Origin of the sequence: Corynebacterium xerosis NBRC 16721 = ATCC 373 (assembly GCF_001552415.1) — a bacterium.
Taxonomy (GTDB): Bacteria; Actinomycetota; Actinomycetes; order Mycobacteriales; family Mycobacteriaceae; genus Corynebacterium; species Corynebacterium xerosis.
In genome coordinates, this window is record NZ_BCRD01000005.1 from 116,556 (window position 1) to 139,261 (window position 22,706).

General features: G+C 69.0%; 17 protein-coding genes. 2 read left to right on the forward strand and 15 right to left on the reverse strand.

Annotated elements, in window-relative coordinates:
* Positions 1-47 precede the first annotated feature (47 nt).
* The 6 genes from CX1_RS09305 to dapB all read right to left on the reverse strand — a co-directional run bounded on the left by CX1_RS09305 (position 48) and on the right by dapB (position 8,689).
* Positions 48-3,272 carry a DNA translocase FtsK gene (locus tag CX1_RS09305; RefSeq protein ID WP_046650448.1) on the reverse strand — a complete coding sequence of 1,075 codons (3,225 nt, stop codon included), beginning with the start codon at positions 3,270-3,272 and terminating at the stop codon, positions 48-50.
* 71 nt (positions 3,273-3,343) lie between these two features.
* On the reverse strand, positions 3,344-3,961 hold the full coding sequence (locus tag CX1_RS09310) for a TIGR03085 family metal-binding protein (RefSeq protein ID WP_046650449.1): 618 nt from the start codon (positions 3,959-3,961) through the stop codon (positions 3,344-3,346).
* 122 nt (positions 3,962-4,083) lie between these two features.
* Positions 4,084-6,210 carry a ribonuclease J gene (locus CX1_RS09315; RefSeq protein ID WP_046650451.1) on the reverse strand — a complete coding sequence of 709 codons (2,127 nt, stop codon included), beginning with the start codon at positions 6,208-6,210 and terminating at the stop codon, positions 4,084-4,086.
* Entirely contained in the window at positions 6,211-7,116 is a 906-nt protein-coding gene (dapA, locus tag CX1_RS09320) for a 4-hydroxy-tetrahydrodipicolinate synthase (RefSeq protein WP_046650452.1), read from the reverse strand.
* A 49-nt stretch (positions 7,117-7,165) separates the two neighbouring features.
* Complete coding sequence (thyX, locus tag CX1_RS09325) at positions 7,166-7,918, reverse strand: FAD-dependent thymidylate synthase (RefSeq protein ID WP_046650453.1); 753 nt, start codon at positions 7,916-7,918, stop codon at positions 7,166-7,168.
* A 12-nt stretch (positions 7,919-7,930) separates the two neighbouring features.
* A complete protein-coding gene (gene dapB, locus CX1_RS09330) occupies positions 7,931-8,689 on the reverse strand; it encodes a 4-hydroxy-tetrahydrodipicolinate reductase (RefSeq protein WP_046650455.1) in 759 nt (252 codons plus the stop codon).
* A gap of 379 nt (positions 8,690-9,068) precedes the next feature.
* Here dapB and CX1_RS09335 point away from each other — a divergent pair, with 379 nt between their 5' ends.
* Positions 9,069-10,526, forward strand: coding sequence for an MDR family MFS transporter (locus CX1_RS09335; RefSeq protein WP_060925566.1), 1,458 nt, complete (start codon positions 9,069-9,071; stop codon positions 10,524-10,526).
* 30 nt (positions 10,527-10,556) lie between these two features.
* On the opposite strand, the gene CX1_RS09340 is transcribed toward CX1_RS09335, so the two are convergent.
* The 8 genes from CX1_RS09340 to CX1_RS09375 all read right to left on the reverse strand — a co-directional run bounded on the left by CX1_RS09340 (position 10,557) and on the right by CX1_RS09375 (position 21,042).
* Positions 10,557-11,300, reverse strand: coding sequence for a DUF2786 domain-containing protein (locus tag CX1_RS09340; RefSeq protein ID WP_060925567.1), 744 nt, complete (start codon positions 11,298-11,300; stop codon positions 10,557-10,559).
* 206 nt (positions 11,301-11,506) lie between these two features.
* Positions 11,507-13,897, reverse strand: coding sequence for a galactokinase (gene galK / locus CX1_RS12935; RefSeq protein WP_082719268.1), 2,391 nt, complete (start codon positions 13,895-13,897; stop codon positions 11,507-11,509).
* Positions 13,898-13,903: 6 nt separating this feature from the next.
* A complete protein-coding gene (locus CX1_RS09350; protein ID WP_046650457.1) occupies positions 13,904-14,191 on the reverse strand; it encodes a hypothetical protein in 288 nt (95 codons plus the stop codon).
* An 11-nt stretch (positions 14,192-14,202) separates the two neighbouring features.
* Positions 14,203-15,864, reverse strand: a complete 1,662-nt coding sequence (locus tag CX1_RS09355) for a sodium:solute symporter family protein (RefSeq protein WP_082719269.1) — start codon at positions 15,862-15,864, stop codon at positions 14,203-14,205.
* Between the two features lie 48 nt (positions 15,865-15,912).
* Positions 15,913-16,896 (reverse strand): aldose 1-epimerase family protein, encoded by a 984-nt coding sequence (locus tag CX1_RS09360; RefSeq protein ID WP_046650458.1) that lies wholly within the window; start codon positions 16,894-16,896, stop codon positions 15,913-15,915.
* 267 nt (positions 16,897-17,163) lie between these two features.
* Positions 17,164-19,431, reverse strand: coding sequence for a polyribonucleotide nucleotidyltransferase (locus CX1_RS09365; RefSeq protein ID WP_060925568.1), 2,268 nt, complete (start codon positions 19,429-19,431; stop codon positions 17,164-17,166).
* 182 nt (positions 19,432-19,613) lie between these two features.
* Complete coding sequence (gene rpsO / locus CX1_RS09370) at positions 19,614-19,883, reverse strand: 30S ribosomal protein S15 (protein WP_046650459.1); 270 nt, start codon at positions 19,881-19,883, stop codon at positions 19,614-19,616.
* Between the two features lie 178 nt (positions 19,884-20,061).
* The gene (locus CX1_RS09375; protein ID WP_046650460.1) at positions 20,062-21,042 is read right to left on the reverse strand and encodes a bifunctional riboflavin kinase/FAD synthetase; all 981 of its coding nucleotides are present in this window, start codon (positions 21,040-21,042) and stop codon (positions 20,062-20,064) included.
* A 51-nt stretch (positions 21,043-21,093) separates the two neighbouring features.
* Here CX1_RS09375 and truB point away from each other — a divergent pair, with 51 nt between their 5' ends.
* Positions 21,094-22,014, forward strand: a complete 921-nt coding sequence (gene truB / locus CX1_RS09380; protein WP_046650461.1) for a tRNA pseudouridine(55) synthase TruB — start codon at positions 21,094-21,096, stop codon at positions 22,012-22,014.
* Positions 22,015-22,059: 45 nt separating this feature from the next.
* On the opposite strand, the gene CX1_RS09385 is transcribed toward truB, so the two are convergent.
* On the reverse strand, positions 22,060-22,704 hold the full coding sequence (locus CX1_RS09385) for a 4'-phosphopantetheinyl transferase family protein (protein WP_046650465.1): 645 nt from the start codon (positions 22,702-22,704) through the stop codon (positions 22,060-22,062).
* Positions 22,705-22,706: the final 2 nt, after the last annotated feature.

Consider the following 22,706-nt stretch of genomic DNA (forward strand, 5'->3'; position numbering starts at 1 on the left):
CCCGCGCGAATTGACTCGCGCGGGGCCCGTCGGCGTCGTGAAGCCCGTTACGCCATGCCGTCGGTCGGCTCGGCGTCGACGACCGTGACGTCGTCGTCGGTGGGCGCATCGGCCGGGTCGGCGCCGCGGATCATCCAGATGATGGTCTCCAGCTCGTCCGGCTTGACCAGCACCTCGCGGGCCTTCGAGCCCTCGGAGGGGCCGACGACGCCGCGGGTTTCCATGAGGTCCATGAGGCGGCCGGCCTTGGCGAAACCGATGCGCAGCTTGCGCTGGAGCATCGACGTCGAGCCGAATTGCGAGGTGACCACCAGCTCGACGGCCTGCACCAGGTCCTCGAGATCGTCGCCGATGTCCGGGTCGATGTTCTTGACCGCCTCGGCGGCCTTGTCCTCGGTGACGCCCTCGGTGTAGTCCGGCTCGGCCTGGTCCTTGCACGCCTCGACGACGGCCTGGATCTCCTCGTCGGTGACGAACGCGCCCTGCAGGCGGCGGGGCTTGCCGGCGCCCTGCGGGATGAACAGCGCGTCGCCCATGCCGATGAGCTTCTCCGCGCCGCCCTGGTCGAGGATGACGCGCGAGTCGGTCAGCGACGACGTGGCGAACGCCAGACGCGACGGCACGTTGGTCTTGATCAGGCCGGTGACCACGTCGACCGACGGGCGCTGCGTCGCCAGCACCAGGTGGATGCCGGCGGCGCGGGCCTTCTGGGTGATGCGGACGATGGCGTCCTCGATGTCGCGCGGGGCGGTCATCATCAGGTCGGCGAGCTCGTCGACGATGCACACGATGTACGGGTACGGGCGATACTCGCGTTCCGAGCCGAGCGGCGCGGTGATCTCGCCGGACTTGACCTTGCGGTTGAAGTCCTTGATGTGGCGCACGCGGGTGGACTTCATGTCCATGTACCGCTGCTCCATCTCCTCCACCAGCCACTGCAGCGCGGCGGCGGCCTTCTTGGGCTGGGTGATGATCGGCGTGATCAGGTGCGGGATGCCCTCGTAGGGGGTCAGCTCGACCATCTTGGGGTCGACGAGGATCAGGCGCACCTCGTCGGGCGTCGCGCGGGTCAGCAGCGACACCAGCATCGAGTTGACGAACGCCGACTTGCCGGAGCCGGTGGAGCCGGCGACGAGCAGGTGCGGCATCTTCTGCATCGAGTGGCTGATGAACTCGCCCTCGATGTCCTTGCCCAGGCCGATGAGCATCGGGTCGTCGTTGGACACCGTCTTCGGTGCCTCGAGGACGTCGGCCAGGCGCACCATCTCGCGGTCGTTGTTGGGCACCTCGATGCCGACGGCGGACTTGCCCGGGATCGGGGTGAGCAGACGGACATTGTCCGTGGCCACCGCGTAGGCGATGTTGGACTGCAGGTTGGTGATCTTGGAGACCTTCACGCCCGGGCCCAGCGCGATCTCGTAGCGCGTGACCGTCGGGCCGCGGGAGAATCCGGTGACCTGCGCGTCGATGTTGAACTCGGCGAAGACGTCCGTGATCGCCTCGATCATGCGGTCGTTGGTCGCGGTGCGGGTCTTCGGCGGCTCGCCGGGGATGAGCAGATCCGTCGACGGCAGGCGGTAGCCGTCGGCGATGGACGGCCGCGCGGGCGCCACGGGTTCCTTCGGCTCGGTCTCCGACTTCGGCGTCGACGCCGGAATCGCGGAGGCGTCGATGCCCGAGCGCGCCGCGATGGCGTCCATCTGGCGACGGGTCGCCTGGGACACCGCGTCGCCGGAGTCGTTGCGGGCCGGCTTCGGGGCGGGCTCGCGCTTGACGACGCCGACGTCGCCCTCGTCCACCGCATCCGTTTCGGCGGCGGTCACGGACGGGGTGGCGACGGGCTCCGCGATCACGGGCAGCGAGGCGGTGGTCGCGGCCTCGTCGTCGATGGTCAGCTGGCGCGTGGCGGTGTCGTCGCCACGGTCGTCGCGGCGATCGTCCACCGGGTACGCGTCCGCGGGCGACGGGCGGCGGGACGCCCGGGTGGGCGCCTCGTCGTCGAGCAGATCGTAGAGGTTGTCCTCCACGGGCGGCGTCGGAGGCGTCGACGGGGTCGCGGCACGACCGCGGGAACGGCGGGTGGCCCGGGACGGCCGGCGGGCGGGCTCCGTGGGGCGGTCGTCGGCATGGTCGTCGAAGGCGTCGACTGCGGTGGCCGAGGCGGCGGGCCCGTCGGGGCCGTCGTAGGCGTCGGCACGCTCATCGAGCATGCCGTCGACTCCGGCGTAGCGGTCGTCGGGATCGAACGCCTCGTCCTCGGCGCGGCCACGGCCGACGCGGCCCGACCAGTCGCCGAGGTTCAGGTACTCGCCGACGACGTCGACGAGACGGCGCACGGTGGTGCCGCTGAGCAGCAATGCACCGTAAAAGACCATGCCGAACAGCAGAATGACGGCGACCCACGGCGTGAAGCCGGCGGCCAGCGGTGTCCCGATGTAACCGCCGATGGCTCCGCCGGCGGCGCGGCGGCCCTCCCAGTCGGCGGGACGCCCGGAGCCGATGTGGACGATCGCGAGCATGCCGCCGGCGATCAGGGCCACGCCCAAGCCCGCCGACGACACCCGGTCGCGGCGGGGAACGGTGCCGAGCATCATCATGACGGCGAGAATGCCCAGCACGACAGGCAGGATGAAGGCGCCGACGCCGATCAGGGTGCGGAACAGCGTCTCGATGAGGTCGCCGACCGGACCGGCCAGCGAGAACCACGTGGCGCCCGCCAACACGATCGACAGGGCGAGGACGAGCAGGGCCGCGCCATCGCGCGATCCCTCGATGGCCGGCTCGACGGGACGCTCGGCCGCGGTGGCCGACGCCTTCTGTCCGGTGGCCTGCACCGGAGGCTCGAGGTCGTCGTAGCCGTCGGCCTTCTTCCGGCGCTTCGGACGGGAGTCCCGAGAGTCAACGGGTGCAACTTGATCCGGGGCGTTCCCGGCGGAAGCTGCCCCGTTCTTGCGCTTGCCGCGCCGTCCGCCCTTCACCTGCGCATCATCCGCGACATGGTCCTCCATCACATTCCTGCCGTCTCGGCCGCCACCGCGGCCACCGAGCTTGCGGGCCAGGCCCGCCACGCCGCGCGCGGTCTGCGACCACGCGCCGGACAACCCCTCCCCGACTGCACGATAGGCGCTGCCGGTGCGCTCGAAATCGCCGCCGTACCCGTCGTCCATGCGTCGGGTGGCGTCACGGGTGGTTCGGGGGCCCGCGGGCCGATGCGCCGGGCCGCGCGAGGTGGGGCGCGTCCGGGGGCTGCGGGTGCGGCTGGTGGCTGACATGGGAACCACCCTAGTCGTTTTTCGCCCCTATTTTCACATCAGTCACACGCGTGTCAGTTAGGCGGAACCTCTCAGATGGTCAGATGCACGACGCCGGACGGGTCCCCGTCAATCTCCACGTTCGCCTCGTCCCGCCCGAACAGCCACAACACCAGCTCCCCCGGATCGCCGGTCACCGTCACGGTATCGGCACCGGACGCGGCCCGGTCCACCGGCGTCGTCGCCGCCCCGTCATCGCGGACGAGCACCACCGTCGACGTGGAATCGCGGAGCATCCGCCGCGACATCGTCGTGGCTATGCGCCACAGATCCCTGCGGCCCGACGGCGACAGCTCACGGGGCACCCACCCCTCGCGCGCCCTCCGCACGTCCTCGTGATGGACGAAATTCTCCGCCGCGTTGACCAGCTGGTCGGCCCAGCGCATCGGATTCCACACCGGCGCTCCGTCGGCCCACGTGTCCACGAGCTCCTCGAAGGGCTTCGCCTCGTAATCGGCGGTGACCTTCTCCAGCCGCTCCCGCAGCGCGGGCACGAACATGCCGCCGGCCGCATCCGGGCGGTTCTCCCGCAGCACCAGGTGCACCACCAGATCCTTCGTGGTCCAGCCCTCGCACAACGTCGGGGCGTCCGGTCCCGTCTCGCGGAGCAGCTCCGCCAATTGCCGTCGTTCTTCCTGCGCGAATGTCATGCCCGCCAGTGTACGGGGATCACCGCCGTTGCATCCGCGGACGCGAAACGGCCCCTCCCGGCGAAAAGGCCGGGAGAGGCCGTCGTAAAGCAAAGTCCGGAAACCACCGGACCGCGCGAAAGCTACAGGCTCTCGCGGGCGTCGTGCACGTCGTCGTCGGAGACGACGCCGGCGGACTCGGAGGACATGGGCACGATGGTCGGGACGATCATCGGGCTGCGGCGGTACTTCGAGTTGATCATCTTCTCCGCGCGACGGCGGACCTCCTGCGCCATGCGGTACGGGTTGTTCTCGCCCGAACCGGCGAGGTCGTACATGGTCTCGTCGACCAGCTTCTCGACCTCGGCGAGGACCTCCTTGACGTCGTCGGAGAAACCGCGGGCCTGGGCGCGGGGCTTCTCCAGCGGACGGCCGGTGCGGTTGTCGATGACGGAGGTGACCGTGATCAGGCCGCCTTCGCGCATCTCCGCACGATCGGCCAGGACGTCGGCGTCGACGTCGCCCATGGACGTGCCGTCCACGTACAGCTGGCCGACCGGGACCTGGCCCGCGACGCGGGCGCGGCCGTCGACCAGGTCGACGACGACGCCGTTCTGCGCCAGCACCACGTTCTCGGCGGGGACGCCGGTGGAGATGGCCAGATCCTTGTTCGCGCGCAGGTGGCGCCACTCGCCGTGCACCGGCATCGCATTCGACGGGCGCACCGCGTTGTACAGGAACAGCAGCTCGCCGGAGTAACCGTGGCCCGAGGTGTGGACCATCGCGTCGCGGCCGGTGATGACCTCGGCGCCGATCTGGGCGAGCATGTTGAGCACGCCGAACACCGACTCCTCGTTGCCCGGCACCACCGACGACGACATGATGATGCGGTCGCCGTCGCGGACGGTGATCTGGCGGTGCTCGCGGCGGGCCATGCGGCTCAGGGCGGCCATCGGCTCACCCTGGGTGCCCGTGGTGACCAGCACGATCTTGTGCGGCGCCATGCGGGCGGCCTCGTTCATCTCGACGATCGTGCCGCGCGGGGCGTTGAGCAGGCCCAGTTCCTCGGCGATGCGCATGTTGCGGATCATGGAGCGGCCGTTGAACGCCACCTTGCGGTTGGCGGCCACGGCGGCGTCGATGACGGCCTGCACGCGGTACACGTTCGACGCGAAGGACGCGAAGATCACGCGCTGCTTGGCCTCGGTGACCAGGCGACGCAGGGTCGGCACGATCTGCGATTCGGACTCCGAGATGCCGGGGGTGGTGGCATTCGTCGAGTCGCACAGGAACAGGTCGACGCCCTCGTCGCCCAGGCGGCTCAGGGCCGGCAGGTCGGTCGGGCGCTTGTCCGGCGGGGTCTGGTCCAGCTTGATGTCGCCCGTGTGGACCACCAGGCCGGCACCGGTCTTGATGGCGATGCCCAGGCACTCCGGGATGGAGTGGTTGACCGCGAAGAAACGCAGGTCGAACGGGCCGCGCTGGAGACGATCCTGCTCGTTGACCTCGACGGTCTTCGGGCGGATGCGGTGCTCCTGCAGCTTCGCCTGGATCAGCGCCAGGGTGAAGCGGGAGGCGATGATCGGGATGTCGCCGCGCTGCTTGAGCAGCCACGGGATGGCGCCGATGTGGTCCTCGTGGCCGTGCGTGACCACCAGGGCCTCGACGCGGTCCCACTTGCCCTCCATGTAGGAGAAGTCCGGCAGGATCAGGTCGACGCCCGGCTCGTCGGAGCTGGGGAACAGCACGCCGCAGTCGACGATGAGCAGACGGTCCTTGTACTCGAAGACCGTCATGTTGCGGCCGATCTCCGAAATGCCGCCGAGGGCGACGATGCGCAGGCCGTCCTTCGGCGCCTTCGGGGGCTCCGGCAGACGCTGGGTCAGGTCCGCGCCCTGCATCGACTGCACGACGTTGCGGCGACCGCCGCGGTCATTGCCGCCGCGACCGCCCTGGCCACCCTGTCCGCCACGGCCACCGCGGTTGCCGTTGCCCTGGCCGCCGCCGTTGCCGCCCTGGCCTCCACGGCCTCCGCGGCCACCACGGCCCCCGCGGGAGGAACCGCCGGAGCGGCCCTGGCCCTGCTGGTCCTGGCGCTGGCGGCCGGACTGCTCGGAGCCCGAGTTCTTGTTGCCGTTCTTGGCTTCGTTCTTCGAGTCGTTCTTGTCTTCGTTCTTCGGCGCCTGGGATTCGGCGCGCGCGATCTCCGCGTCCTGCGGCGGTCCGGCCTTGCGGACGACCTTGCGGGGGCGGCTGCGATTCTCGCTCACTTAGAGGACACCGGCCTCTCGCATGTCGGCGGCGAGCAGATCAAGCTGCTCGGTGGTCGGGGAAATCTGAGGCAAACGGGGTTCTCCTGTCTGAATGCCCTGCAGCTTCAAGGCTGCCTTGGCAAAGCTCACCCCACCCAGGCGGGCCTGGGCGCGGAAGAGCGGGGTCATGGAAGCATGCGTCTCGCGGGCCTCGACCAGCTGCCCGGCGTCGAACTGCGCTCGCAGATCGGCGAGCTTGCGGGGCGCGGCGTGGCCGACGACGGAGATGAATCCGGTGGCGCCGATGGACAGCCACGGCAGATTCACGACGTCGTCGCCGGAGTACCAGGCCAAATCGGTGTTGGCGATGATGTTCGCCGCCGCGCCCAGGTCGCCCTTGGCGTCCTTGACGGCAGTGATGCGGGGATGCTCCGCGAGACGGTAAAGAGTGTCCGTGTCAATCGGGATGACCGAGCGGGGCGGGATGTCGTACAGGCACACCTCGAGGTCCGTCGCGTCGGCGACGGCCGTGAAGTGGCGGTACAGGCCCTCTTGGCTCGGCTTCGAGTAATACGGCGTAACCACCAGAAGCGAGTCCGCGCCCGCCTCGGCCGAGGCCGTGGCGAGTTCGATGGACGATGCGGTGTCATTGGTGCCCGCGCCGGCGACCAGCTTGACGGAATCGCCGAGCTCGGCGCGCACGGCGCGCAGCAGCTCCAGCTTCTCGTCGGTGGACGTCGTCGGGGATTCGCCGGTGGTGCCGGCGAGAATGAGCGAATCGCAGCCGTTGTCGGCCAGATGCCCGGCCAAACGCACGCCTGCATCGACGTCCAGGGCGCCGTCCGCGTCAAACGGGGTCACCATGGCGACGGCGACGGTGCCGAAGGCATCGACGCCTCGGTTCGAAGCGAATCCAGTGGTCATTGTTGTAAGGCTACCTGTTCTATGTCGCGAAGCCGGGTATCGCCCCGGCTTATCCTTCAAATGCGTACGGGCTCGACGCGACGACGGAACCGTCGCGGAGGCGGCTGACCTCGAAATCCCCGAACGCCGTCGGGGCCGCGGCCTGCAGTTCGCGCAGGCACGCCACCGCCAGCGCCCGGATCTCCGAATCCGCATGTTCCGTGGCGCGCATTCCTATGAAATGTCGCCACGAACGGTAGTTACCGGTCACCACGATACGTGTTTCCGTGGCGTTGGGCAGGACCGCCCGAGCGGCCTGGCGCGCCTGTTTCCGGCGCAGCAGGGCGTTGGGCTCTTCCGCCCACTTTTCCTCCAGCGCGTCGAGCAGCTCCTGGTAGGCGAACCGGGATTGGTCGACGACTCCCTCGAACAGCGCCAGCAGTTCGGGGTCTTCGGCGATGGCGGCCGGGGCGACGACGCGATTGGCGGTGTCGGGGACGAATCGCTGGGACAGCTGGGAAAACGAGAAGTGCCTGTGCCGCGTCAGCTCGTGCGAACACGATCGGGACAGCCCGCGGACGTAGATCGACGCCGACGCGTGCTCGAACAGGCTGGTGTGCCCGACTTCGAGCACGTGGCGGAGGTACCCCTCGTTGGTCGCGGTGCGCGGGTTGGGCTTGTCCCAGGTTTCGTAGCAGGCGCGGCCGGCGAATTCGATGAGCGCTTCCCCGCCTTCGGCGTCGGTGCCCCAGTCGATGTCCGCCGGCGCGGTGAACTGCGTCGACGCGATGAGCTGGGCGCTCAACCCCACGATCTCGGACATGCGGGCTCCCCCTTACAGACCGAGGTAGGACTCGAGCCCGACGGTCAGGCCCTCATGGTCGGCGATCTTGCGCACGCCGACGAGCACGCCCGGCACGAAGGACGTGCGCGAGTAGGAGTCCTGCTTGATGGTCAGGGACTGCCCCTCGGTGCCGAAGATGACGGTTTCGTGGGCCACCGCACCGGTCATGCGCACCGCATGCACGGGCACGCCCTCGACGTCGGCGCCGCGGGATCCGTCCAAGGACTGTTCGGTGGCGTCGGGCTGGGCGGGCATGCCTGCTTCACGACGAGCCCGCGCGATGCCTTCGGCAGTGTGGATCGCGGTGCCGGAGGGCGCGTCCTTCTTGTGCGGATGATGCATCTCGATGACCTCGGCCGACTCGAAGTACGGGGCCGCGATCTCGGAGAAACGCATGGTCAGCACCGCGGAAATGGCAAAGTTGGGGGCGATGAGCACGTTGGCCTTGCGGCCGTCCTCCCCCGCGTCGATCCACGCGCGGACCTGGTCCAGGCGCTCGGGAGTGAAGCCCGTGGTGCCGACGACGGCGTGGATGCCGTTGGCCAGGCAGTACTCGAGGTTGCCCATGACGGCGTCGGGCTGGGTGAAGTCGACGATGACGTCAGCAGCGGCCTCGGACAGCGCAGCGAGGTCGTCGCCGAAATCGAGCTGCGCGACCAGGTCGAGATCATCGGCGGCGTCGACGGCCTCGCAGATGGTGGATCCGACCTTGCCCTTGGCGCCGAGCACGCCGACCTTGATGTTGCCCATGTTCTCCTGGCTCTCCCCTCGTGGCGGGCGCTCCTGCGCCCCGTCCCTCGTATTGGTTCGTCTCGCATCTTCCGGCCGGCTTCGATCGTCGATCTCGGCCGGCCCATGTTCCGTGAACCCACTCTAGGCCGCGCACCCCGGTCTGCGCGCCGACCCGCCGCTCCGCCCCGTCCCTGCCACCGCTCCGCACGGCGCGGGTGCCGCCACCGGAAGAGCTCGCTGACCCCGGTATTCACGTGACTGGCATTGCGGCCGGAGTGGGCGTATGTTGATCCGGTTATCTCCGAGGGCAACTATCGCGCGGCCACCACGCCGCGCCCGGTTGCCCTCCTTCCACCTTCGCAACGTCCCGGCACCACGGGGCGGAAAGGAGTGGCGCATGTCCAGCGTCGAATCCGCCCAGTCCGGCGACACCCGCGAGGCGGCCACCGCCACCGGCGGGCGCACGCCGTACATGGCGATCTACGTTCTCCTCGCCGCCGCGTTCATCGCGATCCTCAACGAGACGGTCATGAGCGTCGCCATCCCGGTGATCAAGAACGACCTGGGCATCACGGCGGCATTGGCGCAGTGGGTCACCACCGCCTTCCTGCTGACCATGGCCGTGGTCATTCCCGTCACGGGCTTCCTGATCTCAAAGCTGACGCTGCGCCAGCTCTTCGTCGCCTCGCAGGGCCTGTTCGTCGCGGGCACCGTCATCGGCGCGTTGGCGCCGGACTTCACGGTCGTCATCATCGGCCGCGTCATCCAGGCGGCGGGCACCGCGGTGCTGTTGCCGCTGCTGATGACCACGGTGCTGCGTCTGGTCCCGGAGGACAACCGCGGCACGATGATGGGCAACATGTCCATCGTCATCGCGGTGGCCCCGGCGATCGGCCCGACGGTGTCGGGCTTCATTCTCAAGCTCGCCGGCAACAACTGGCACATGCTGTTCTGGTCGATGCTGCCCATCGGCATCGTCGTCCTGGCGGTGGGCACCTTCCTCTTGCCCTCGTTCGGCGAACGCTCCGACAAGCGCGTGGACGTCCTGTCCGTGCTCTTGTCCGCCGTCGGCTTCGGCGTGACCGTCTACGCCCTGTCGCTGGTCGGCACCGGTGCCGGCGCGAAGATGTGGATCGCGCTCGCCATCGGCCTGACGTCGCTGGTCGTGTTCGGTGTCCGTCAGGTCCGCCTGGCCCGCACCGATGCCGCGCTGCTGGATCTGCGGGTGTTCCGCACCAAGAGCTTCGCCATTTCCACGGCGATCCTGTCGGTCGGCATGCTGGCCATGTTCGGCGTGATCATCATCCTGCCGTTGTACCTGGCTCTGCGCGGCGTCGAGGTCCTGACCATCGGCCTGATGCTCATGCCCGGGCCGCTGGTGATGGGCCTGATGGGGCCGTTCGTCGGCCGCTTGTACGACAAGTTCGGCCCGCGCCCGCTGGTGCCGCCGGGTGCCGTCCTGGTGACCCTGGGCGTGTTGGGCCTGGCGTTCATCGGCATGAACACGCCGCTGTGGTGGATCGTCGCCTCGCACATCGTCCTGGAAATCGGCCTCGGCCTGCTGTTCACCCCGCTGTTCACGTGGGGCCTGGGCGATCTGCCGAAGAAGCTGTACCCGGACGGTTCCGCCGTGGTCAACACTCTGCAGCAGGTCTTCGGAGCGGTGGGCACCGCGGCGTTCGTGGCCATCGCTGCCGCCGCGACGGCGACCATGACCACCTCCCCCACCCCGGCGGTCGACGAGACCATCGCCGGCTACCGCATCGCGCTGTGGGTCGGCGTGGGCTTCGGCGTGTTCATCATCGCCCTGTCCACCCAGGTCAAGCGCACCCGCAAGCGGGTGGAACTGAACTAGCCGTTCCGACCGGGGGCCGGGACCGGCCCCTCACGCCCCCAGCGCCCGCCGCGCACCCATCCGGGTCTGCCCCAGATCCGTGTGGTGCCCGGCGGCGCACCCGTGCATGAACGCGTCGCCGTCGAGCCGGGCGTTGGACTGCGTCCGGCGCAGGTACGGGTAACGCCTGCGGGTTTCCTCGCGAGCCCTGTCCGCGTCGTTTTTCAGCACCAGCGCCGCGTCGGTCCCGGCCCCCGCCCCTCCGGCCTGCGCCGCCCGCGTCGCCTCGCCCGCCGCACTGCGTTCCTGCGCCGCCAACCGGTCGCCGACCACGGTGGCGAATCCCACCATGAACGATCGGCGCCACCGGGCCGTCACCGCAGAGTTTCCCGCCCGCAGATCCGCGGCGCCGGCGAGCATGTGCGGACACAGCACCGAGAACAGCAATTGCACCCGTTCCACGTGCCTGGCCGCCCCGATGACGGTTCCCCTGGCCGCGGAGCGCCCGTACCCGTGCCCGCCGCCGCCCCAATAGATGACTTCGCAGTGCAGCGCCTGCCCCAGCGCATTGAGCAGCCCGATCTGCTGGCGCTGATACGACCCCGACAAGTCGAGCTCGACGACCGTCATCTCGGCGCCCGCATCCGCCGGATCCCCCAGCTTCGCCGGGTCCAGCCCATACTGCGCGATCAGCGCGAACGCCTTGTCGCGGAACGCGTCGCCCTCCGGCGTGCCCTCCCGGTCCGCCGCTTGATTGAGCAGCTTGCGCACCTTGTCGCGGATGTCTCCCCGCATCGATCCCATGTGACCCCTTCCCCCTTCGGCGCGGGCTTCCCCGACCCATCTCGTGCCGCCCCCGAACACCGAGGAACATCGCACTCGTTTTCGATTCCCCCGCGATGTTACGCGACCGAACACCCCTTCGCATGCCGAAAGGCCCGGCCACCTCGAATCGAGATGGCCGGACCCATTTTCGGCTCCGCGTAGTGCGGGGGAACCGATTATCCGATCTTCTCGGCGCCGTCGGACGGCACTGCGGCGAGGAACTCCGGCGGCCGGAATCCCGCTTCCGCGTACGCTTCGGCGATGGCGTCCGCGATGGGTTCGACCTGCGCGGCGTCGACCAACGCGATGGCGCTGCCACCGAAACCGCCGCCGGTCATCCGGGCACCGACCGCGCCATGGGCCATGGCGGTGTCCACTGCCAGATCCAGCTCGAGGCACGTGACCTCGTAGTCGTCGCGCAGGGACGCGTGGCTGGCGCACATCGACTCGCCGAAGCCGGCCATGTCCCCGGCCTTGAGCTGGCCGATCGCCTTGGCGGTGCGCTCGATCTCGGACACGACGTGGCGCACGCGCTTGACGACGGTCCGCTCCCACTCCCCGGCGTCCGTCCCATCGGGAACGTTGGCCGCGGCCCATTCGGCGGCCGCGCCGAGCGCATCGTCGCATTCTCGCAAGGAACCCACGCCGAGCCCCTCGGTGACCGCATCGATGACGCCGCGCCGCGAGGCGTACTGGCCGTCGGCGAGGAAGTGCGGCGCCTTCGTGTCGATGACCAGGATGGCCAGATCATGCGAGGGAAGATCGCAGGGTACCTGTACCGCGGAATCGTCCGCGTAGTCGATGGCCAGAGCGTTGCCGGCCTGGCCGAACAGCGAAATCCGCTGGTCCAGGCCGCCGGTCGACGCGCCCACGACCTCGTTCTCCGCGCGGATGCACGCGGCGACCAGGCCGGCGCGGACGTCGGAGCCAGCTTCATCGGCGGGTCCGCCGATGGGGCCGACGGTGAGCTCGTATGCGGCCAACGCGGCCGAGCATTCCAGGGCCGCGGAGCTGGACAAACCACCGCCGATCGGAACGTCGGAGGTCACGGCGATGTCGAATCCGCCCAGCTGCTCCGGCAGCAGTCCAGCCTCCTGCTGCGCCCAGATGGCGCCGACGACGTACCCGGTCCAGTCGGAGGGACTGCCCGGCCCTACCTCGTCGACGCCGATCTCCACCACCTGCGGCTCGCCGCCGCCCATGTCGGACACCAGCCGGTACAGACCGTCCTCGCGCGGCGACACGGCGACCCACGTGCGCTGCGACAGCGCGAAGGGCAGGCAGATGCCGCCGGCGTAGTCGACGTGCTCGCCGATGAGGTTCACGCGCCCGGGCGCCGCCCACACCCCGGCGGGCGCCGCATCGAAGGCGGTCTTGAACAGCGCGGTCGCAGCGGCGGCGCCGGTGGCGTCGTCACGGGTGGGCGACCACTTCGCCCCGCCGATCTCGCGGAACCGGTCGGCGATGCGCTCCGGCGTCGTATCCGAGATCCAGGCGCCCTGCCCCGACTCGGAACCGGCCAGGAATTTCATCCGCCCGGGCGAGCGCATCATCGAGTACAGCTGCAGATGCAACCTGCCGTGCACGCGATCCTCGCCCACCGGCGCCTGATTCCAAGCCGCGATGTACGGGGTGCGCTCCACGCCCTCGAAGAACCGGTCCATCCGGCCCAGCAGATCGAGGTACATGCGGGTGAGCTCGTCCTTCTCGTCATCGGTCAGCGCCGCGAAATCCGGCACCGCCCGATTGGCCATCAGCATGACCTCGACCGGCCACTTCGCCGCCGCCGGCACGAAGGCGGTGAAGTGCTCGCCTTCGGCGATGATCCGGCGGCCCGAACGCTTTTCGGCGGACAGGACGTCGTCGAAAAGCGAACGTCGCGTCTCCGCTTCATGTGCCTTGCTCGCCGCGACGATCGACGCCGCCCGCGACGGCAGGTACGGGTACGAGTAGATCTGCCCGTGCGGATGCTGCAGCGTGACGCCGATTTCCTTGCCGCGGTTCTCGAACGGGAACACCAGGCGCACTCCGTCGATCTCCGACAGCTCGCGCGTGCGGTGCGCCCACGCCTCCACGACCGTGCGCGCCCGGGAATAGGGCAGGTCACGGAAGTTCGAGGTCACGTCCGGGGTGAAGCAGACGACCTCGCACCGGGCCAGCGCCGGGCGGCGCGGGAACAGCTCCTCGCCGTCGACGGCGGCGGCGAAATCCTCCGGCACCTCCATGTGCATGGACAACGACGGGAAGCGGTTCTCGAAGACCACGACGTCGTAGTCGTCGGCCGGGATCTCCGTGGGCAACTCCCCCGGCTTGGTCGGGGCCAGCGGGTTTTCGTTGGCCGGCGGCATGAACGTGCGGTTCATGCGGTGCGCCGCATAGACGTTCCATTCCCCGGTGAGGGGATCCCGGCGCAACTCGGACTCCGTCACCGCCTCAGGCAGCCGGCGATCATCGACGGTCTTGCGGGTGCGGCGGCCCTCGACGAAATCGGGCTCGTCATCGAAGTAGATGAGCTCGCGGCCGTCTGCCAGGGTCATCCGCGTGGTGGAAAAGGGATGGGCGGTCATTGCTGCCTACGCCTCCTTCGGGGAGGTCTCGGCCTGGTCGTCGACCTCGACGGGTACCACAATGGGGCGGATCTTCGCCCACGCGAAGAACACGGCGGCCACGATGACCAGCGCGAGCCCGGTCCAGGTGTTGTAGGACGCGTCCTTCGGCAGGCCAGTGTCCGGATTCATGCCCGGGTCCAGCAGGAACGCCGAGATCAGCAGGACGACGCCGTAGATGCCGAGCAGCAGGCCGATGATGTTGCGGATGTCGAAGGCGCCTGCGGCCTTCTTGTTCGAGGTTACGTTGCTCATGTCAGTCACTCCTAGGCGAACACGATGTTGAGAGCAAGGACCATGACCAGGCACAGGATGCCCAGCGGCACGGTGCGCTGGTACCACGGGAGCGCCGCTTCGTTGGCGTCCGTGAGGTTCTCCTTCGGGGTCACGGACTTGACGAAGCCGACGAGTTCATGGTCGGGCTTCGGCCTGGTGACCAGGGAGACGAGGATGGAGAAGACGATGTCGACCACGAAGGCGATGGACGCGGCGACGAACGCGGTGCCCTGGCCCGGCAGGTTGAAGAATCCGGCCTCGACGCCCGAGAACGTGGCGATGCCCCAGTAGATCATCGCGGCCACGGTGCCCAGCACCAGGCCGACCCAACCGGCGGTCGGGGTCATGCGCTTCCAGAACATGCCCAGGATGAAGGTGGCGAACAGCGGGGCGTTGAAGAAGCCGAACAGCGTCTGCAGGTAGTCCATGACGTTGCCGAACTGGTTCGCGATCAGCGCGGTGAAAACGGCGATGACGGCGGCGGCGACGGTGGCCCAGCGACCGAAGGACAGGTAGAACTTGTCGTCCTTGTTCTTGATGACGTAGGTCTCGACGATGTCGTAGCTGATCACGGTGTTGAACGCGGAAATGTTCGCGGCCATGCCGGCCATGAACGCGGCGAGCAGGCCCGCGATGGCGACGCCGAGCAGGCCGTTGGGCAGCAGGTCGCGCATCAGGTACAGGATCGCGTCATTGGGTTCGGCATTGCCGTCCATGATCGGGGTGACCGTGGCGCCGGCGACCATGCCGGGGATGACCACGATGAACGGGATGAACATCTTCGGGAACGCGCCGATGATCGGGGTCTTGCGGGCCGCGGACAGCGAATCGGCGGCCATGGAGCGCTGGACCTCGACGAAGTTGGTGGTCCAGTAACCGAAGGACAGCACGAAGCCGAGGCCGAAGACCAGGCCGATGGCGGAGACGATCGGGTTGTCGAAGCCCGAGATCTCGGTGCCCGGCCAGGTGTGGAAGTGCGACTCGGCGGCGACGGAGGCCTTCAGCCCGGCCCAGCCGCCGACGTTGTGCAGGCCGATGAGGGTCAGCGGCAGCAGCGCGGCGATGATGACGAAGAACTGCAGCACCTCGTTGTAGATCGCGGCCGACAGGCCGCCGAGGGTGATGTAGGACAGTACGATGACCGCGGCGACGAGCAGGGTCACCCACAGCGGCCAGCCGAGCAGCGAGTTGACCACCTTGGCCAGCAGCAGCAGGTTGACGCCGGCGATGAGCAGCTGGGCCACGGCGAAGGAGATCGCATTGACCAGGTGCGCGCCGGGACCGAAGCGCCGGAGCATGAACTCCGGCACGGAGCGGACCTTGGAGCCGTAGTAGAAGGGCATCATCACGATGCCGAGGAAGACCATCGCCGGGATGGCGCCGATCCAGAAGTAGTGCATCGTCTGGAAGCCGTACTGCACGCCGTTGGCGGAGTGGCCGACGATTTCGACGGCGCCCAGGTTGGCGGAGATGAACGCCAGTCCCGTCACCCACGCCGGCAGCGAACGGCCGGAGAGGAAGAAGTCGATGGAGCTGGACACCTTGGACCGGGCGGCCCAACCGATGCCCAGAACGAATACGAAGTAGAGGGCGACGAGCGAGTAATCCACCCAGCTCGCGTCCAGCCGGAGTGCGGCCTCGGCCAAAATCACGGCATTCTCCTTGTTCTTTCGGTGGTGAAGTTCATGTGGGTTTTCGCTTTACGACGACGGCGGGGTCGCCGCGCGAATGCCCAAGGACAATTCGATGCGGCCCGACGGCGGGATCCGGATCAGATCGCGTCCCGAACGCAACGCGTCCGGCGGGCAAGTCATGGGTTCCACCGCGAGCGCGCGACCGACGTGGGGGAAACCCTCGCGGCGAGCGGGGTCAGCGGTGAAGATCTGGAACCAGCCGAAGTGGTCGTCGGCCCACAACTCGACCCCCGTGCCATCCGGGCCCGTGAGCCGGGCTCGGGCCACCGGATCGGCGGCGTCCTTGCTCGGTGCGGGCGAGGTGAAGCAGTGGTCGAGCCAGAGCCCCGAGGTCGACACCCCGTCGGACAGTCCCGGGACCACTGCGTCGGCGGGGATGTCGGGGCCGGCCGGCAGGTTGCGCACCGGTTCCAACGGCAGGTTGCGCTCGACCGCCACGGACAGGACGCAATCGTCCAGATCCGCGCCGGCGGCGCTGAGATACGGGTGGAACCCGAACCCGAAGGGGCACTCGGAGGCGCCCAAGTTTTCGGCGGTCACATCGGCCCTCAAGCCGGCGTCCTCGTCGACGCTCCAGCGGACGGTGAACCGCATCGGCCAGTTCCAGCCGGGCTGCGGGCCCGGCTCGATGGACAGCGTCACGTGGTCCTCCCCCGCCTCCACGAAGCCCCAGTCGCGATTGCCCACGAATCCGTGGATGGCGTTGGAGCGGCCGGGCTCGGTGATCTGCATGCGGTGGACGACGCCGTCGTGGATGAACACCCCGTCGGTGACGCGGTTCGGCCACGGCGCCAGCAGGGTGGCGGCGCTCAGCGGCGGAAACTCTCCGCGCGGGTAGTCGACCAACAGCGGGCGGCCGTCATGTTCGAGGGAACGCGGGCCCCCGCCGAAAGCGGAAATGTCGGCGCGGTATCCGCCGGCCGAAATCTCGATGAACGGGTGATCGTGGCCGGGGCGCTCCAGCGCCTCTCCCACTCCGGTCGTGACCATCGTGACGCTCCTACGACGAAGGCTTCGGGTGTGACCCCATTGACACGAAGCATAACACCATTAGGTCACAACTGGTCATGACAGGTCTGTCTTTTCGGACACACCTGGGGCCACTGATTCGGTTCAGACGTTATGGCCACCCGCCTTCTGACCCCGGAAAACCGCTGACCTGGGCATGAACGAAGAAACGGGCCCCGGACCGTGTTTCCACGATCCGGGGCCCGTCCCCTGGTATTGGCGGGTGGTACCCGACCACCCGTTGCCGGATTACTCCTGAACCGGCACCAGCGAGATCTTGCCGCGGTTGTCGATGTCCGCGATCTCGACCTGGATCTTGTCGCCGACGTTGACCACGTCCTCGACCTTGTCGATGCGCTTGCCGTCGCCGAGCTTCGAGATGTGGACCAGGCCGTCGCGGCCCGGCACCAGGGACACGAACGCGCCGAAGGCGGTGGTCTTGACCACGGTGCCCAGGTAGCGCTCACCGACCTTCGGCAGCTGCGGGTTGGCGATGGCGTTGATCTTCTCGATCGCGGCGTCGGCGGCCTCACCGGTGGTGGCGGACACGAAGATCGTGCCGTCGTCCTCGATGGAAATGTTGGCGCCGGTCTCCTCGGTGATGCCGTTGATGATCTTGCCCTTGGGGCCGATGACCTCGCCGATCTTCGACACCGGCACGGAGATCGTGGTGATCTTCGGGGCGAACGGGCTCATCTCGTCCGGGCCGTCGATGGCCTCGGCCATGACCTCCAGGATGGTCAGGCGCGCGTCGCGGGCCTGCTCCAGCGCGTCGGCGAGCACCTTCGACGGGATGCCGTCGAGCTTGGTGTCCAGCTGCAGCGCGGTGATGAACTCGGACGTGCCGGCGACCTTGAAGTCCATGTCGCCGAAGGCGTCCTCGGCGCCGAGGATGTCGGTCAGCGCGACGTACTCGGTCTTGCCGTCGACCTCGCCGGAGACCAGGCCCATCGCAATGCCCGCGACCGGGGCGCGCAGCGGCACGCCGGCGTTGTACAGCGCCAGCGTCGACGCGCACACGGAACCCATGGACGTCGAGCCGTTGGAACCCAGCGCCTCGGAGACCTGGCGGATGGCGTAGGGGAACTTCTCGCGCGACGGCAGCACCGGCACGATGGCGCGCTCGGCGAGCGCGCCGTGGCCGATCTCCCGGCGCTTCGGCGAACCGACGCGGCCGGTCTCGCCGGTGGAGTACGGCGGGAAGTTGTAGTGGTGGAAGTAGCGCTTCGAGTCCACCGGGCCGAGCGAATCGATCTGCTGCTCCATCTTGAGCATGTCCAGCGTGGTGACGCCCAGGATCTGGGTCTCGCCGCGCTCGAACAGCGCCGAGCCATGGGCACGCGGGATCAGCTCGATCTCGACGCCCAGGTCGCGGATCGCGTCGACGGCTCGGCCGTCGATGCGGAAGCCGTCGGTCAGGATCATGTCGCGGACGATGGACTTCATCAGCCCGTTGTACGCGGCGGCGATCTCCTTGCCGCGCTCCGGGAACTGCGGCTCCAGCGCCTCGACGACCTCGGCCATCAGGGCGTTGGTGGCGTCGTCGCGGTCCTGCTTCGACGGGGTCTTCAGCAGCTTCGGCAGCTTGGCCGCGGCCTCGGACTCCACGGCGGCGTAAACGTCGTCGTTGTAGGCCGGGAACAGCGGGAACTCGCGCACGTCCTGGGCGGCCTCGGCGGCCAGGGACTGCTGCGCGGCGCACAGGTCGGCGATGAACGGCTTGGCGGCCTCGAGGCCCTCCGCGACGACGGACTCCGTCGGCGCCGGGCGGCCCTGGGCGACCAGGTCGGCCACGTGCTCGGTGGCGCCGGCCTCGACCATCATGATGGCCACGTTGTCGGCGTCGGCCTTGGCCTTGCGGGACTTGCCGCGGCCCTTGGCGGCGTTGTCGTCGGCCAGGCGGCCGGCGACGACGATCTCGAACAGCGCCTGCTCGTGCTGCTCGACGGTCGGGAACGCGACCCACTGGCCCTTCGGGTGGGCGTCATCGGCGATGAGCGCCATGCGCACCGCACCGACCGGGCCGGACACAGGCAGACCGGACAGCTGGGTGGCGGCGGAGGCGGCGTTGATGGCCACCACGTCGTACATGTCCTTCGGGTCGAGGGACATGATGGTGATGATGATCTGCACCTCGTTGCGCAGGCCCTTCACGAAGGTCGGGCGCAGCGGGCGGTCGATCAGGCGGCAGGCCAGGATGGCGTCCTGGCCCGGGCGGCCCTCGCGGCGGAAGAACGAGCCGGGGATGCGGCCCGCGGCGTACATGCGCTCCTCGACGTCCACCGTCAGCGGGAAGAAGTCGAAGCCCTCGCGGGGGTTGTTCGACGCGCACGTCGTGGCGAGCATCATCGTCTCGTCGTCGAGGTACGCGGTGACGGCACCGTCGGCCTGTCGGGCCAGCTGGCCGGTCTCGAACCGGATCTCGCGGGTGCCGAAGTCACCGTTGTCGATGACAGCGACGGCCTCCACGATGTCGTCGTAGCCGTTGTCGTCGTAGTCGTACTGGGTATCGGTCATGCGGGGAAAAACCACGTCTTTCGTTTGGTGTGCCCCCAGGGCGATCGTCGGTGCCGCCCTATCAGTTCATCTCGGGGCATCGCGAAGACTCTACCACGGTAAACGCGAGAAAGCCCGCCGCAACCAGGGTGTCCCTGGTCGGGGCGGGCTTGACGGGGCCTTCTGAGAGGGCCCGAAAGTTCTTAGCGGCGCAGGCCGAGGCGCTCGATGAGGTTACGGTAACGCTGGACGTCGTTGTCGGCCAGGTACTTCAGCAGACCCTTGCGGCGACCGACGAGCAGCAGCAGGCCGCGGCGCGAGTGGTGGTCGTGCTTGTGGAACTTCAGGTGCTCCGTCAGCTGGCGGATGCGGGTGGTCAGCAGCGCGACCTGGGCCTCCGGCGAACCGGTGTCGGTCTCGTGCAGGCCGAATTCCTTGAGGACCTCGGACTTTTCCTGGGTCGAAAGCGCCATGGGGCGTCTCCTTCGTCTCGTTGGTTGTTTCAGTCCACTTGATGCGGCCCCGGTACGACCGGCGGCATGGCGACTGTTCGTGGACCACAGTCACGGCCAACGGGCGAGAGTACCAGCAGCGCACGCACGGAACCTAATCCGCCCGCCGCCCCGCCACTCCGCCCGGGTCCCCGCCCGGCTACTCGACGCCGAGGATCCGCCGGGTCTCGGCGACGTCGAGGTTCATCCGCTCGATCAGCGGGTCGATCCCGTCGAACTTCTCCATGCCCCGGATGCGCCCCACGAAATCGATGGACCCGGTCAGCCCGTACAGGTCGGCCGAACGGTCGAGGATGAACGCCTCGACGGTGCGGGCGGTGTCGCAGAAGGTGACGTTCGTGCCCACGGACACCGCCGCGGGATAGGCGACGCCGAGTTCGACGTCACCGTCCGGGTCGACGCCGGTGCGCTCCGGCCCCTCGTCGGCGGTGAACCAGGCGGCGTAGACGCCGTCGGAGGGCACGGCCAGGCCGGGGGCGACGTCGATGTTGGCCGTCGGGAAGCCGAGCTGGGCCCCTCCCCTGCCCTGGCCGTGGATGACCTCTCCGGTGACGCGGTGCGGCCGGCCGAGGCATTCGGCGGCCGCGGCGACGTCGCCGTCGGCGAGGTAGCCGCGCACGCGCGTCGACGACACGCGGTCGCCGCCCTCGGCGAGCAGTTCGACGATCTCCACGTCGATGCCGTGGGCCGCGGCCTGCACCGGCAGCGTTTCGGTGGTGCCGGCGGCCTTGTGGCCGTAGGTGAAGTTCTCGCCGACCAGCACGGCGCGGGCGTGGAGCTTGTCGGCGAGGATCGTGCGCACGAAGTCCTCGGACTCCACGGCCGCCAGCTCACGGTCGAAGCGCAGCACCAGCATCGCGTCGACGCCGAGCTCGGCGGCCAGTTCCGCCCGCCGCGGCCACGTTGCCAGCGTCGCCGGGGCCCGATCGGGGGCGAAGACGGCGATGGGGTGCGGGTCGAAGGTCATCAGCACCGCCGGCACGCCCAGTTCGCGGGCGCGTTCCACCGCGCGGCCGATCAGCCGCCGATGGCCGAGATGGATGCCGTCGAAAACGCCGATCGTCACGACGGTGTCGCCGAGGTCGGCGGGTACCTTGTCTATCCCGTGCCAGATGTCCACGGACCAACCCTACGATACGCCGGGCCGCCCGCGCCGAATAGGATGCCCCACATGAACGCATCTCCGGAGAAGGTCGACCCGCTGGCGGATTCGGGGCTCGTGGTGGTGGACAAGCCCGCCGGAATGACCAGCCACGACGTCGTCGGCAAGCTCAGGCGCATTTTCGGCACCCGCCGCGTGGGGCACTCGGGGACGCTGGACCCGATGGCCACCGGTGTGCTGGTGCTGGGCGTCAACCGCGGCACGCGTTTTCTGCCGCACGTGCACGCCGACGCCAAGTCGTATGACGCGACGATCCGCCTGGGCTCCGCGACGCTCACCGACGACGCGGAGGGCGAGGTCCTGTCCACCGCCGATCCCGAACAGATCGGGGCGGTCACCGACGAGGCGATCATGTCCGGCGTCGCGGCGCTGACCGGCGACATCATGCAGCGCCCCGCGTCGGTGTCGGCGGTGAAGATCGACGGCGTCCGCGCCCACGAGCGCATGCGCCGCGGTGAAGACGTCGTACTGCCCGAGCGCCCGGTCACCGTTTCGCTTTTCGACGTCCACGCGATCCGTCGTGAAGCGGAATTCATCGATGTCGACGTGAGCGTGGATTGCTCGGCCGGCACCTTCATCAGGTCGTTGGCCCGGGACCTGGGAGCGGGACTGGACGTGGGCGGCCACGTCACGGCGCTGCGGCGCACGGCGGCCGGGCCGTTCCGCATCGAGGGGGCTAAGACGCTGGCGGAGCTGGAGGCGGATCCGGCGCCGACGATGAGCCTCGACGACGCGTGCCTGGCGTGCTTCCCCGTCCGCGACGTGACGGAGGACGAGGGCGTGGCCCTGTCGCAGGGCAAGTGGCTCGAGCCGATCGGCATGGACGGGGTGCAGGCCGCGCGGACCCCGGATGGTCGCGTGGTCGCGCTGATCACGGAATCCGGCAAGCGGGCGAAGACGGTGTTCGTCGCGCGGCCGTCGACCATGTGACCGTCGACGATGTGGCCGCCGTTCGCGGACACGGGCGGGCGGAATCTACCGCACGACGGCGGTGGCGATGACGTAGCCGTTTTCCACGGTCCAGTGGCCCTCGATGAAGTGCACGGGCGTCGGGCGCACCAGGATGTAGGACACGAAGGTGCCGTCGGGGCGCAGATCGATGTCGGCGTCCTCGAAGCCCAGCCACCGGCCGGTCAGCGGGTACCACGCCTTGTACGTGGCTTCCTTGGCGCAGAACAGCAGCCGGTCGGCGCAGGCCAGTCCCGCGGAACCGAGCGTGGCCAGCTCGCGGGGGCTGGCGATCGACTCCAGCACGCCCTCCGGCAGCGGTTCGGCGACCTCGGCGTCGACGCCGATGGACCGCACCAGCAGGCGCGGGGCGACGACGGCGGCGCGGAAACCGCGGGTGTGCGTCATCGACCCGGTGATCTGGTTGGGCCACAGCGGCATGCCGCGCTCCCCGCGCAGGATCGGGCGGGCCGACGGGCGGCCGGTGAGCTCCTCGATGGCCCGGTGGGCGCACCACCGGGCGTCGCCGAACTCCGCCTTGCGCGCGTCCACTGCGCCGGCGACGAGATTGCGTTCCGCCGGGTCGAGCGCGTGGTAGTGATCCAGGCTGTCGCCGTTCGTCCACATCTGATGGAACGAGGCGTGAGCCGGGAGCATGGCCTTGGTGAGCACCG